The sequence below is a fragment of the Streptomyces sp. NPDC101160 genome (assembly GCF_044768205.1).
Taxonomy (GTDB): domain Bacteria; phylum Actinomycetota; class Actinomycetes; order Streptomycetales; family Streptomycetaceae; genus Streptomyces.
In genome coordinates this window covers 43,354-56,099 of the sequence record NZ_JBIWPJ010000002.1, presented here as the reverse complement: position 1 = coordinate 56,099, position 12,746 = coordinate 43,354, and the positions used below count along the sequence as shown (strand labels likewise).

The following is a 12,746-nucleotide window of genomic DNA, read 5'->3' as shown; positions in this document are numbered from 1 at the left end:
CCGCCATGCCCGCCCGGCGGCCCTCCCTCCGTTCCCGGTGATCGTCGGCGTCACAAGAATGGCCGTCATTCCAGGAGGGAGCGCGCCGTATGCCGTCGTACCTGTCCCCCGGCGTCTACGTCGAAGAGGTCGAATCGGGGTCCCGGCCCATCGAAGGGGTGGGCACTTCGGTCGCCGCCTTCGTCGGCTTCGCGGAGAAGGGGCCGTTCGACGAGCCGACCCTGATCACGAACTGGAGCCAGTTCGTGAGTCGTTTCGGTGGCTTCGTCGAAGGAACGTACCTGGCCCGCTCCGTCTACGGCTTCTTCGCCAACGGCGGCGGGATCTGCTACGTCGTACGCATCGAAGACGGGACCGGGACCGGGGCCGAGATCGGTGCCGGAGCCGGAGCCGGAGCCGCCCAGGGGGCCGCCGCGGCGGCGGCCGGGCAGCCCGCCGCCGTCACCGTCGGACCGTACGCCATCACCGCCCGCCCCGGCGTCACCGGCCGGATCAGCGTCGAGATCGCGGACGTCGAGGGCGAGGACCCGCCCTCCGACGCCTTCCGGCTGATCGTGCGGCGGGACGACGAGGTCGTCGAGACGTATCCGTCGGTCACCACCAAGCGCAGCAAGGAGAACGTCGTCACCCGCGTCAACGCCGGCTCCGCGCTCATCGAGATCGCCGAGCCCGGCACCGGCGCCGCCCCCGCCCGCCCGGCGACGCAGACCGTCACCCTCGCCGTGCCCGCGCCCGCGGGCGCGCCGGTGGCGGTGCCGACCGGGTCGCTGACGCCCGACGTGTACGTGGGCGACGCCGACCGCCGCTCCGGCCTCGGCGGCCTGGAGGCGGTCGAGGACGTCACGATGGTGGCCGTGCCCGACCTCATGAGCGCGTACGAGCGCGGGCTCATCGACCTCGACGGGGTGATCGCCGTCCAGCAGGGCCTGATCACCCACTGCGAGCTGATGGGCGACCGGGTCGCGGTGCTCGACCCGCCGCCCGGCCTCAGCCCCCAGGAGATCCACACCTGGCGCACCGAGCGGGCGAACTACGACTCCAAGTACGCGACGCTCTACTACCCGTGGATCGGGGTGGCCGACCCCTCGACGGGCCGGATCTCGCTCGTCCCGCCGAGCGGCCACATCGCCGGTGTCTGGGCCCGCAACGACAACCAGCGCGGCGTGCACAAGGCCCCGGCGAACGAGGTGGTCCGCGAGGCCGTCGCCCTCGCGACCCAGCTCACCAAGGGCGAGCACGACCGGCTCAACCCGGCCGGCCTCAACTGCATCCGCGCCTTCCCCGGCCGCGGCATCCGCGTATGGGGCGCCCGGACGCTCGCCTCCGACCCGGCCTGGCGCTACCTCAACGTCCGCCGGCTCTTCAACTACCTGGAGGAGTCGATCCTCGCCGGCACCCAGTGGGTCGTCTTCGAGCCCAACGACGACGCGCTGTGGGCCCGGATCCGCCGGACGGTGGCGGCGTTCCTCGTCAACGAGTGGCGCAAGGGAGCCCTGTTCGGCCTCACCCCGGACGAGGCGTTCTACGTCAAGTGCGACCGCGAGACGAACCCGCCGGAGAGCGTGGACCTGGGCCAGGTCATCTGCGAGATCGGTGTGGCACCGGTCAAGCCCGCCGAGTTCGTCGTCTTCCGCCTCTCCCAGCTGACCAGCGGCTCTGGTGCCGTCGACGAGTGAGGAGTAGTACGCCGTGCCCCTTCCCGATCTCGACAGTTCAGTCGGCCATTCCTTCGGCCTGGAGTTCGACAGCGTCGTCATCAAGCAGATCACCGAGGTCAGTGGTCTGAAGATGGAGCAGGACGTCATCGAGCTGAAGCAGAACACCGCCGACGGCAAGTACGCCATCAAGAAGCTGCCCGGCCGCCCCAAGGCGGGCGAGGTCACGGTCAGCCGCGGCCTCACCGAGGACAACAGCTTCGAAAGCTGGGTCAAGGAGTCCCGCTTCGGCAAGATGGCCGGCGCCCGCCGCCACGGCGCCATCATCGTGTACGACTACGAGGGCATCCCGATCAAGCGCTACAAGCTCATCAACGCCTGGCCGAAGTCCCTGGAGATCGGCACCCTCAAGGCCGGCGACACCTCGGTACTCACCGAGAAGCTGGTGATCACGTACGAGAGCATGGAAGTCGAGTGATGCGTCGTACGGCGCCGAGCGCACCGCCGCGCGCCGCCGCTCCGGGCCTCTCCTCCGCAGGCGAGGCCGAAGGCGGCGGCATGCGGACCGAGTTCGCCTTCCGGCTGCCGCGCGGGTACGTCGACGACGCGGGCACCGTGCACCGGGACGGCGTGATGCGCCTGGCGACCGCCCGCGACGAACTCGTACCGCTCCGCGACGACCGGGTCCGGGAGAACTCCGCCTACCTGTCCGTGGTCCTCATCTCCCGTGTCGTGACCAGGATCGGCACGGTCGACGACATCCACCCGGGCGTCATCGAGGACCTGTTCGCCTCGGACCTCGCCTTCCTCCAGGACTTCTACCGGCGCATCAACGCCGAGGGCCACACCCGGGCCGCCGTGACCTGCCCGTCCTGTCAGGAGGAGTTCGCGGTGGACCTCGCCGGTGGCCGCCTGGGGGAATCGTGACGTACGCGGCCGACCGCCTGTACGAGGAGGTCGCGTACCTCGCCTACCACTTCCACTGGCCGCTCGATCAGCTCCTCGACCTGGAGCACCCGGAACGTCTGAGGTTCGTCGCCCAAGTGGCCCGCCTCAACGGAGGATGAGGGGGAGGTAAGGGCACCGATGGGTCTGTTGTCCTGGCTGCGCGGAAGCGGAGGCGGAAGCGGTGACGGGGATCGGTCACGGCGGAGCGACGCGGCAGCGCCGCCGCCGGAACCGGCCGCCGCGCCCCGCGAGGACCGCTTCGACATCCCCGAACTCCCGCCGCTCCAGCGTACGTTGACGCCACCGTCCCTCGTCACCGATCCGACCGCCTTCGAGGCCGCCCTGCCCACCCGGCAGCCGACCGCGTTCACGGTCCCGCTGGGCCACGCGGTCAGCGCGGAGGCACCGAGCGGGCTGGTGCACGGGGTCACGACGCCGGTACGGGGGTTCAGCGGGCCGGGGCCGTCGACCGTGACAGCGCAACTGACGCAGCAGCCGGCGACGGAGCCTCCCGAACCCGCTTCGGCCGCACCGGTGTCTCCGGGTGCTTCGGTACGGGCGGAGGGCGTGCCGGGCCCGTCGGGGCCGCGGACGGTGGCGCAGCGGTCAGTGATAGCGCCGTTGGACGCGACGCCGCCCGCTGCCGTGCCGCTGACGCCTGTACGAGGTGAGGGCTCGCCGCCGTCGGCGCTGCCGCCCGGTGCCGTCCAGCGAGCGGCGGAGAGCGCCCCGGCGCCCCAGTCGTCCCAGCCGTCCCAGCCGCCCTCGGCAGTGGAGCAGCGAGAAAGCCCCTCTTCGGTTCCGGAACCGGTCGTCCAGCGCTCGGACGCCGCGAAGGAGACGACTCCTGAGGTACGTGCGGAGGCGGACGCTCCGCCGCCCGAGGCCCCGCCCCAGGACGAACCGCCGGTGCGGGGCCTCCTGGGTGAGCGTGAGCCCCTCGTCGAGCCGCCCGCGCAGACGCCCGCGCAGACGCCCGCGCAGCCGTCCGCTCCAGAAGCCGGCCCGTCCCCGCTGCCGCAGGTCCAGCGGTCGACGCCCGCGGCGAACGCGGCCGGCACGCCGCCCTCCGTGCCGTCCGTTCAGCGCACCCCGGGGCTCGGCGCGCCCCTGCCCGGGCTTCCGCCGACCGCCCGCGCCGAGGCAGCGCGGCCGGCACCGCCGGTGCGGCCGGTCCAGCGGACCCCCGGACTCGGCGCGCCGCTCCCCGCGCTGCCGCCCACGGTCCGGAGCGAGGCCGCTCCCGCGTCCCCCTCAGCCGAAGGCCCGGCACCGGGTCCTGTGCCGATCCAGCTTCCGGCTGCCCCGGGCGCCGCACCGGTCACGCCGCCGGTGCAGCGGACCGAAGCCCCGCCGCCGACCTCGGTCGAACGCGCGCAGGACCTCCAGACCGTCCAGCCCACACAGGACATCCAGGACATCCAGCCGGCGCAGGACATCCAGACCGTCCAGGAAACCCCGGTCTCCGAGGTCCACCACCCCTCCCCCTCCCCCTCCCCCTCCCCCGACCCCGGCCCTGACCCCGTGGCCCCGCTCCTCGGCGAGCGCCCGCTGACCCTCCGTACTGTCGAGAGCACTCCACCGGCAGCCTCCGTCCAGCGCACCGCGGCCGACCCGTCGGCGCCCTCCACCGCCCCGCTGCCCGTGGCCGAACCCACCGCCGTGCCCGTGCGCTGGGTGACGGCGGACGGCGGCCCCGCAGCCGTCCAGCGCACCGCGCGGCACACCGCGTCGCAGGCCGACCTCCGCGCCGCGCACGTACAACGGAGCACCGCGCCGCAGACCGGACCGCAGGCCGGGCCGCAGACCGCACCGTCCCGCACGCCGTCCCCCGGCCCCCTGTCCGCGGCGTCTCCGCTGCCCGCTCCCCTGTCGACTCCCCATCTCGCGCCCCTCCCCGCTCCCCTCCTCCCCTCATCCCTCCCCGCGCCCCTCCCGGTCTCCCGCCTGGCCGTGCCCGGCCGGGCGCCCGTGTTCGACGCCGGCGCCGTGGCGGTCGCCGCCGGGGTCGCGCAGCGGATGGCCGACGGGAGCGTGGTGTTCACGCCCCCTGGCGCGGCCCCCGGTCCGGCGTCGGCTCCGACGCCGCCGGCCCTCCCCTCGTACACCGGCGTCCCCCTCGTGCACCGCCTCCCCGTTCAGCGCGAGACCGCCACCGAGGAGCCTCCGCCCCCGCCGCCGGAGCCCGCCTCCCAACCGGCACCCACGCCGGAGGAGCCCGCACCCGCCGCCGCACCCACGGCGACGACAGCCTCGACGGCGGCGCACGCCGAGGCCCCTGGTCACGGCTCCCCGGCCCACCAGCAGACCCCGCCCGTCACCGACGAGTTCGTCCGCGCGCTCTACCCCCCGCTCGCCCGCCTCCTCAAGGCCGATCTGCGCCTGGAGCGCGAGCGGGCCGGCTTTCTGATCGAGAAGAGGTGACGTAACGGTCATGACCACTCCCGACCGCGGCGACGACCCCGCCGTCAGCGTCTGCTTCGTCGTCACCATCGACGAGATCGAGCTCGGTTCGTTCAACACCTGTGAGGGTCTCGGCTGCGAGGTCGTCCTGGAGACGCGCGAGGAAGGCGGCAACAACGGGCACGTGTGGCAACTGCCCACCCGCCTCAAGTACTCGAACGTGAAGCTGTCCCGGCCGCTCACCCGGGAGACCGAGAAGGTGGCCCGCTGGTTCGCGAGCATGACCACCGGCTTCACCCGCAAGACCGCGCACATCGAGGCCAGGACCGGGGACGGCCGGAAGGTCGCCCGGTGGGGCCTTCTCGAGGTGGTGCCGGTGCGCTGGACGGGGCCGTCCTTCTCCCCGGAGTCGCCCAAGGTGGCGATCGAGACGATCGAGATCGCCCACCACGGCTATGTGATGGAGGGCTGAGCCCGATGAGCGCACCCATCGCCTTCAGCGCGGCCGGTACCGCCGGGGTGGCCTCGGCCGGCCGGGCGGCCGGCTCCGCGCGGCCGAAGCTGGAACACGCGTACCTGGAGCTGCGCACGCCGCCGACGGGCGGCGGTCTGACGCCGGGCGCGCCGTGCGGCCGGATCGAATTCCAGTTCAATCCCAAGGAGTTGAGCCTCACCAAGGCGGCGGCCTGGAAGCGGACACCGGCGAAGGGTGCGAAGAGCGCGGGTCCGCCCGAGTACCAGGGGCCGCAGCCCAGCAAGTTGACGGTGGAGATGTTCTTCGACGCGGCCGACACGCAGGACACCCGCGTGGTGACGGCGGTGGAGCAGCTCTTCGCGTGCTGTGTGCCGACGAGCGAGAGCCGCCAGCAGCAGCGCTCCTCACCGCCCTGGGTGGTGTTCCACTGGGGCGGGCTCACCGGCTTCCCCGGCTATGTCAGCCAAGTACAGGCGAAGTACACGCTGTTCACGACGTCCGGGGTGCCGATCCGGGCCGTCTGCCAGGTGACGGTCGAGGAGATCAGCGGGGAGACGCCGGGGCAGAACCCGACCTCGGGCGCGCTCGCGGCGCGCCGTACCCACCGGGTGGCGGCCGGTGACTCGCTGCCGTCGCTCGCGCAGCGGGAGTACGGGAATCCGGCGGCCTGGCGGGTGATCGCGGAGGCGAACGGGATCGACGACCCGCTGCGGCTCGCGACGGGGCGGCAGTTGCTGCTTCCGGCCCTCGACGAGCTGGGGCGCCTCCAGGAGCAGGAGAGCGACTCGGGGAGGGTGCGCTGATGGCGGGGCAGGGGGTCGCGTCGGCGCTGGTGGTGGAGTTCGGGGGCACGCCGTTGCCCGCGCGGCTCGCGAACCAGCTCGTGGAGGGGTACGTCGACGACAGCCGGACGCTGCCCGACCTGTTCGTGCTGCGCTTCCGCGACCCGGACCGGACGCTGCTCAAGCAGGCGGGGATCGAGGTCGGCGCGGAGGCGCGCCTCTCGGCCCGCGGCGGGGGCGGCGGGGCGCCGCGGCCGCTGCTGACCGGGGTGGTGACGGCGCTCGAACTGGAGCTGGACGACTCGGGCACGTTCACCGTCGTCCGCGGTCTCGACGAGACGTACCGGCTGCTGCGCGGGGTGCGGGTGGCGAGCTACCAGAACATGACACTGTCCGACATCTGCGCCCAGGTGGCCCGGCGGGCCGGCCTGAAGACGGGCACGATGGACGTGGCCGGGCCGGTGCTCGACCATGTGGCCCAACCCAACGTGAGCGACTGGGAGTTCGTGCGCGCGCTCGCGGAGGAGGCGGGCGCCCAGGCCTACGTACGGGAAGGGCAGCTGCACATCGTGAAGCCCACCGAGGCGACCGGTGCGCCCGACGCGTCCGCCCGCGCCGAGCGCGAGCCGCTGGTCCTGGAGCTGGGGGCGAACCTGCTGCGCTGCCGGGCGTCGGTGTCGGCGGCCGAGCAGGTGTCCGAGGTGGAGGTGCGCGGCTGGGACGTGACCGGCAAGCGGGCTCTGGTCGGGCGGGCGCCGGCGGGGAACTCGTCGACGCTGAGGCTCGGGGTGACGGCGGCGCAGGTGACGCAGCCGTTCGGGACGGCGCGGCACGTGGTCACGGACGGCGGGTACGGCACGCAGGAGCGGGTCGACCGGGCGGCGAAGGCGCTGGCGGAGCGGATCGCGGGCTCGTTCGCCGAGCTGGAGGCGGTGATCCGGGGGAACCCGGAGGTTCGGGCGGGCTCGGCGGTGGCGTTGAACGCGGTCGGGGCGCCGTTCGAGGGCCGGTACACCGTCACCTCCTCCCGGCACGTCTTCGATCCGCACCGCGGGTACGAGACCTGGCTGACGGTCTCCGGCCAGCAGGAGCGGTCGCTGTTCGGACTGACCGGCGGCGGCCCGGGCCGGAGCTCCGGCTCGGGGACGGCCCCCGGCACAGCCGGGCTGGTGAACGCGACCGTGACCGACACCCAGGACCCGGACGGCTCGGGCCGGGTGAAGGTGCGCTTCCCGTGGCTGTCGGACGAGTACGCGAGCGACTGGGCGCGCACGGCGCAGGCCGCCGGCACCAGCGGCGGCGAGCCGCTGATCCCCGAGGTCGGCGACGAGGTGGTGGTCGGCTTCGAGCACGGGCGGCTCGACCGTCCGTACGTCCTGGCCGGGCTCTACAACGGGAAGGACCGGCCGCAGCGGAGCAGCCCGGTGGACAAGACCTCGGGCGCGGTCGAGCGCAAGGCCCTGACCTCCCGCGAGGGCAACCGGCTCGAACTGCTCGACACCGCGAACGGCCCCAAGGGCGTGCGTCTGACGACCGGCGACGGCAAGCTCACCATCGACCTGGACCGCACGGGCACGACGATCGCCGTCAGCAGCGACGGCAGCGTGAAGATCACCGCGAAGGACAAGGTGCAGGTGACGGCGAGCGGTGGCGTGACCCTCGACGCGGAGCGCGGTGCGGTCGAACTCAAGGGCGACAGCGTGACCCTGACGGCCCGTTCGGGAGGTGTGAAGGTCGACGGCGGGCAGGGCAGGGTCGAGGTGTCGTCGGCCGGCGCGGTGGACGTGCACGGGATGTCGGTCTCGGTCGACGGCACGCAGCGCACGGAGGTGAAGGGCGGGATGTCGCTCTCCCTCAACGCCGCCCTCGTGAAGATCAATTGACGGAACACCGGTGCATCGGGACATCGGTGCCTCGGAACATCGGCTTCGCACGCACAGGAAGTGAGAACGGTCATGGCACCAGCTCCCGCCGCACGGGTCGGCGACCCCACCGGCCATCCCGGGGTGATCGGCCCGCCGGGAGTGCCGACCGTGCTCATCGGCGGCGCACCCGCCGCCACGGTCGGCACCCCGCACGTCTGCTCCTTCCCCAGCCCGCCGCCGCACCCGCCGTCCGCCCTCGCCGGTCCCGGCAGCGCCAGCGTGCTGATCGGCGGCGCGCCGGCGGCCCGGGTCGGCGACCTGGCGGGCTGCGGCGCGCCCGTGGTGAGCGGGTGCCCGACGGTCCTGATCGGCGGCTGAGGAAGGCTGGGGGTTCCGGGATGGGACAGGAGTTCATCGGCGCGGGCTGGGCGTTCCCGCCGCGCACCGACGCGACCGGTTCGATCGCCCTCGTACGGGGTGAGCGCGAGCTGGAGGAGTCGATCCGGCTGATCCTGGCGACCTCGCCCGGGGAGCGCCCGATGCGGCCCGAGTTCGGCTGCGCCGTCAACGACTACGTGTTCGCGCCGGCCGACGCCGGTACGGCCGGGCAGCTCGCCTACGAGGTGCGGCTCGCGCTTGAGCGGTGGGAGCCGCGGATCGAGGTGACCGAGGTCGCGGTCCGCTTCGACGAGGCCGACAACGGGGTGCTCTACATCGACATCGGCTACACGGTGCGCGGCGCCAACGACCCCCGGAACCTCGTCTTCCCGTTCTATGTGATCCCGGAGGAGGACCGCGGATGACGCTGCCGAGCCCGAACCTGGACGACCGGCGCTTCCAGGGCCTGGTGGACGAGGCCAAGCGGCACGTCCAGCGGCGCTGCCCGGAGTGGACCGACCACAACGTGTCGGATCCCGGGGTCACGCTGATCGAGGCGTTCGCGACCATGGTCGACCAGCTCGTCTACCGGGTGAACCGGGTGCCGGAGAAGAGCTATCTGACCTTCCTCGACCTCATCGGCGTGCGGCTGCACCCGCCGACGGCCGCCGGCACGGACGTGACGTTCCGGCTCTCGGCGCCGCAGCCCGAGCCGGTGGTCGTCCGGGCCGGTACGGAGGTGGCGACGGTCCGCACCGAGACCGAGCCGGCGGTCGTCTTCACCACCACCCGGGACCTCACGATCATGCCGTGCGGATACGCGGCGCTCGCGACCTGGCCGGCGGCCGCGACCGGATCCCCGGCCGGCGCCGTGGATCCGCGCCAGGCGGCCGGTGCCGGAGCGGGCGCCGGAGCGGGTGACCGTACGGCCGTGGACCGCACCGAGGAGCTGGCGCTCGGCCGCGAGGTGCCCTGCTTCTCGCCCACCCCCGTCCCCGGCGACGCGCTGTACGTGGGCCTGTCGGCGGCCGTCCCGGCCGGCGTCGTGGTCCTTCGGCTCGACTGCTCCGTGCACGGCGTGGGCGTCGACCCGCTGCGCCCGCCGCTGGTGTGGGAGGCATGGGACGGGCGGCGCTGGGCGGCCTGCGAGGTGGAGAAGGACGACACCGGCGGCTTCAACCGGGCCGGCGAGCTGATCCTGCACCTGCCCGAGACACACGCCCCGGCGAGCGTCGTCCGGCGCACCGGCGGCTGGCTGCGCTGCCGGCTCGTCGAGGCGGCGCCGGACCAGCCGACGTACGTGGCGCCGCCGGTGGTCCGGGGTGTCACGGCCTTCACCATCGGGGCGACCGTCGGCGCCGAGCACGCCGAGCGGATCACCGACGAGATCCTGGGCACGGCGGAGGGCGTGGCGGGGCAGTCGTTCACGGTCGCCCGACCGCCCGTCGTGCCGGGCGAGTTCGCCCTGGAGGTCACCGAGCCGGAAGCCCTCGACGCGGGCGCCGCGCCCGCCGCGCCGTGGACCTGCGTCGACGACTTCGCCCATTCCGGGCCGGAGGATCGCCACTTCACGCTCGACGAGGGCACGGGCCGCGTCGAGTTCGGCCCGGCGGTCCGCGAACGGGACGGCTCGGTACGGCACTTCGGCGCGGTACCGGCCAAGGGCTCGTTGGTCCAGGTTCGTTCGTACCGAACGGGCGGCGGGGTGCGCGGCAACGTGGCCCGCTCCACGCTGCGCGTGCTGCGCGGCACGGTGCCGCTGGTGGCGCGGGTGGAGAACCGGCGCCCGGCCGTCGGCGGCGTCGACGGCGAGAGCGTGGAGAGCGCCCGGATCAGAGGCCCGCTGACCCTCCGTACGCTCCAACGGGCCGTCGTGCCGAGGGATTACGAGCTGCTCGCCCGCGAGGTCGCGCCGGACGCGGCCCGGGTGCACTGCGTCCCCGAGGACGGCGAGGCCGGGGTGCGGCTGCTCCTCGTGCCGTCGGGGCGCGGCGACGCGCACGGGCGGATCGCGTTCGACGAGCTGATCCCGCCGCCACGCACCCTGGAACGCATCGCGCAGCACCTGGACGCCCGCCGGCCGATCGGGGCGCGACTGGTCGTCGAGCCGCCGTACTACCAGGGCGTCACCTTCGTCGCGACCGTGCAGGCGAGCCGCGGCGCCGCCGCCGAGCGGGTCCGGGAGGCGGCCCTGACGGCGCTCAACGGCTACTTCAACCCGCTGACCGGCGGGCCGTCCGGCGAGGGCTGGCCGTTCGGGCGGCCGGTGCAGACGGGCGAGGCGCACGCGGTGCTCCAGCGGGTCCCGGGCGTCGACCTGGTCGACGACGTGCGGCTCTACCGCGCCGACCCGCTGACCGGGCAGCGCACCGAGGTGCCGGACGGGCGGATCGCGCTCGACCGGCACGCCCTCGTCTTCTCGTACGAGCACCAGCTGAGAGTCCGGGAGGTCTGAACCGCCGTGCGTACCGCCGTCCCCGGGCTGCCGAGCCCGCACCCGCTGATGGACCTGCTGCCCGCGGTCTATCTGGAGCACGACTTCCTGGCCCGGTTCCTGGCGGCGCTCGACGACGTCCTCGCCCCGGTGCTGCTCAGCCTCGACAACCTGCCGGCGCACCTCGATCCGCGCACCGCGCCGGAGGACTTCCTGGAGTGGCTGGCGGCCTGGGTCGCCGTCGAACCCGACCCGCACGCCACTCCGGTCGACCGGCGGCGGGCCGCGGTGCGCGGCGCGGTGTCCCGGCACCGGGCGCGCGGGACGCTGCCCGGGCTCGCGGAGGCGCTGCGTGTGCAGACGGGCGGTGCGGAGCCGGAGATCACGGAGAGCGGCGGCACGATCTGGTCCACCACCCCCGGCACCGCCCTGCCGGGCGCCCGACAGCCCTGGGTGACGGTCCGGCTGACCGTGCCGGACCAGGGGCGGGTGAGCCGGGCGCGCCTGGAGGAGCTGATCCGGGCCGAGATCCCGGCGCACGTCGGGTTCACGCTGGAGCTGCTCGAACTGCCGGCCGGGGGTGCGAGATGAGCGGAATGGTGTGCCCGACGTGCGGGCAGCGGAACGCGGCGGGGACGCCCTTCTGTTCCTCCTGCGGCGCGTTCCTGGACTGGGACGCGGACAGGAACGAGGGCGGGGCCGGGGGGCGGGAGGAGCAGGCCGCGCCGCCGGAGCCCGTACGCCGGACGCCCGCGCCCCCGCCCGTACCCCCGCCCCCGCCCGTACCGCCACGGACGGAGCCCCGCCCGGCCGAACCCCGTTCAACCCAGCCCCCTCCGACCGGCACTCCTCCAACCGGCCCATCTCCGACCGGCACTCCTCCGGCCGGCCTTTCTCCGGCCGGCACTTCTCCGGCCGGCACTCCTTCGGCGGCCGGGGCCGGGCTCCGGCGGCCCGGCGAGGAGACCGGGCCCGACATACCGGGCCCGCCGCCGGAGCCGGAGCGCCGGCCGGATCCCGTACCGCCCCCGGCGGCGACCGTGCGGTGCCCCAACTGCGGCACCGAGAACGCGGCCGGCCGCACGCTCTGCGTACGGTGTGCGCTGCTCCTCGACCCGGGGCCGCCGCCCGCGCCCCGGCCGCCGTGGTGGCGCCGGCTGCTGCGCCGCAGGCCCCGGCAGGCGCCGGTCGCGGGGACCCGCCCGCGACCGGCCTGGCGCCGGCCGCGGGTCGCGCTCCCGCTGACGCTGCTCGCCCTGGCCTGCGCCGTCTGGTTCGGCCTGCCGCACGTCCGGAGCCTGCTGGGCCTGGCCCGGGACGAGACGGGCACGCCGGAGTCGCTGGTGCCCACGACCGTCCGGGCGTCCAGCGCGCTGAAGGACCATCCGGCGAGCGCGGCCTTCGACGGCTTCAACAACCGCTACTGGGCCCCGGAGCGGCCCGGCGCGACCCTGGAGGCGGAGTTCGGGGCGCCGGGCGTCAAGATGACCAAGCTCCTGGTGTTCGGGGGCGCGTCGGCGAAGAAGGACGAGTTCCTGACCCAGGCCCGCCCGGCCCGCCTCCGCGTGGAACTGGTCACGGCGGACGGCGACACGTCGACCCACGAGGTGACCCTCGCCGACCAGCCGGGCCAGCAGACCTTCGACCTGCGCGGCTCGAAGGTCACGAAGGTCCGGATCACCCCGGAGAGCTGGTACGGGACGGCCCACGGGCACCGACTGGCGGTGGCCGAGGTCGAGTTCTACGGCCACCGCGGCTGAGCGGCACGACCGGTACGACCGGTACGAGCGTCGCGCGCCTCCGGCG

The 12,746-nt window shown here is 74.3% G+C and carries 13 protein-coding genes; all 13 read left to right on the top strand.

Annotated features, from left to right (window positions below):
• Positions 1 to 89: 89 nt before the first annotated feature.
• The gene (locus tag ACIRSU_RS05825; RefSeq protein ID WP_403789462.1) at positions 90 to 1,676 is read left to right on the top strand and encodes a phage tail sheath family protein; all 1,587 of its coding nucleotides are present in this window, start codon (positions 90 to 92) and stop codon (positions 1,674 to 1,676) included.
• Positions 1,677 to 1,689: 13 nt separating this feature from the next.
• The gene (locus tag ACIRSU_RS05820) at positions 1,690 to 2,133 is read left to right on the top strand and encodes a phage tail protein (RefSeq protein ID WP_403789461.1); all 444 of its coding nucleotides are present in this window, start codon (positions 1,690 to 1,692) and stop codon (positions 2,131 to 2,133) included.
• Positions 2,133 to 2,582, top strand: coding sequence for a hypothetical protein (locus ACIRSU_RS05815; RefSeq protein WP_403789460.1), 450 nt, complete (start codon positions 2,133 to 2,135; stop codon positions 2,580 to 2,582). The genes ACIRSU_RS05820 and ACIRSU_RS05815 overlap by 1 nt, the downstream gene beginning before the upstream one ends.
• A complete protein-coding gene (locus ACIRSU_RS05810) occupies positions 2,579 to 2,722 on the top strand; it encodes a DUF6760 family protein (protein WP_403789459.1) in 144 nt (47 codons plus the stop codon). The genes ACIRSU_RS05815 and ACIRSU_RS05810 overlap by 4 nt, the downstream gene beginning before the upstream one ends.
• Positions 2,723 to 3,512: 790 nt before the next feature.
• Positions 3,513 to 5,027: a hypothetical protein gene (locus tag ACIRSU_RS05805; RefSeq protein ID WP_403789458.1), complete on the top strand. Its 1,515-nt coding sequence runs from the start codon at positions 3,513 to 3,515 to the stop codon at positions 5,025 to 5,027.
• Between the two features lie 10 nt (positions 5,028 to 5,037).
• Positions 5,038 to 5,478 (top strand): phage tail protein, encoded by a 441-nt coding sequence (locus tag ACIRSU_RS05800; RefSeq protein ID WP_389207363.1) that lies wholly within the window; start codon positions 5,038 to 5,040, stop codon positions 5,476 to 5,478.
• A gap of 5 nt (positions 5,479 to 5,483) precedes the next feature.
• Positions 5,484 to 6,284: a peptidase M23 gene (locus tag ACIRSU_RS05795; protein ID WP_403789457.1), complete on the top strand. Its 801-nt coding sequence runs from the start codon at positions 5,484 to 5,486 to the stop codon at positions 6,282 to 6,284.
• On the top strand, positions 6,284 to 8,146 hold the full coding sequence (locus ACIRSU_RS05790) for a VgrG-related protein (protein WP_403789456.1): 1,863 nt from the start codon (positions 6,284 to 6,286) through the stop codon (positions 8,144 to 8,146). The genes ACIRSU_RS05795 and ACIRSU_RS05790 overlap by 1 nt, the downstream gene beginning before the upstream one ends.
• 72 nt (positions 8,147 to 8,218) lie before the next feature.
• Entirely contained in the window at positions 8,219 to 8,506 is a 288-nt protein-coding gene (locus tag ACIRSU_RS05785; protein WP_403789455.1) for a PAAR domain-containing protein, read from the top strand.
• A gap of 20 nt (positions 8,507 to 8,526) precedes the next feature.
• On the top strand, positions 8,527 to 8,931 hold the full coding sequence (locus ACIRSU_RS05780; RefSeq protein WP_403789454.1) for a GPW/gp25 family protein: 405 nt from the start codon (positions 8,527 to 8,529) through the stop codon (positions 8,929 to 8,931).
• Complete coding sequence (locus tag ACIRSU_RS05775) at positions 8,928 to 10,961, top strand: putative baseplate assembly protein (protein WP_403789453.1); 2,034 nt, start codon at positions 8,928 to 8,930, stop codon at positions 10,959 to 10,961. Before ACIRSU_RS05780 ends, ACIRSU_RS05775 begins: the two co-directional genes overlap by 4 nt.
• 6 nt (positions 10,962 to 10,967) lie before the next feature.
• Positions 10,968 to 11,531: a phage tail protein gene (locus tag ACIRSU_RS05770; protein WP_403789452.1), complete on the top strand. Its 564-nt coding sequence runs from the start codon at positions 10,968 to 10,970 to the stop codon at positions 11,529 to 11,531.
• Between the two features lie 449 nt (positions 11,532 to 11,980).
• On the top strand, positions 11,981 to 12,700 hold the full coding sequence (locus tag ACIRSU_RS05765; protein WP_403789451.1) for a discoidin domain-containing protein: 720 nt from the start codon (positions 11,981 to 11,983) through the stop codon (positions 12,698 to 12,700).
• Positions 12,701 to 12,746 lie beyond the last annotated feature (46 nt).

Bases quoted from the DNA above. Each gene is read 5' to 3' on its own strand.
- ACIRSU_RS05785 (WP_403789455.1), top strand. From the start codon at position 8,219: ATGGCACCAGCTCCCGCCGCACGGGTCGGCGACCCCACCGGCCATCCC.
- ACIRSU_RS05800 (WP_389207363.1), top strand. From the start codon at position 5,038: ATGACCACTCCCGACCGCGGCGACGACCCCGCCGTCAGCGTCTGCTTC.
- ACIRSU_RS05775 (WP_403789453.1), top strand. From the start codon at position 8,928: ATGACGCTGCCGAGCCCGAACCTGGACGACCGGCGCTTCCAGGGCCTG.
- ACIRSU_RS05825 (WP_403789462.1), top strand. From the start codon at position 90: ATGCCGTCGTACCTGTCCCCCGGCGTCTACGTCGAAGAGGTCGAATCG.
- ACIRSU_RS05795 (WP_403789457.1), top strand. From the start codon at position 5,484: ATGAGCGCACCCATCGCCTTCAGCGCGGCCGGTACCGCCGGGGTGGCC.
- ACIRSU_RS05815 (WP_403789460.1), top strand. From the start codon at position 2,133: ATGCGTCGTACGGCGCCGAGCGCACCGCCGCGCGCCGCCGCTCCGGGC.
- ACIRSU_RS05790 (WP_403789456.1), top strand. From the start codon at position 6,284: ATGGCGGGGCAGGGGGTCGCGTCGGCGCTGGTGGTGGAGTTCGGGGGC.
- ACIRSU_RS05780 (WP_403789454.1), top strand. From the start codon at position 8,527: ATGGGACAGGAGTTCATCGGCGCGGGCTGGGCGTTCCCGCCGCGCACC.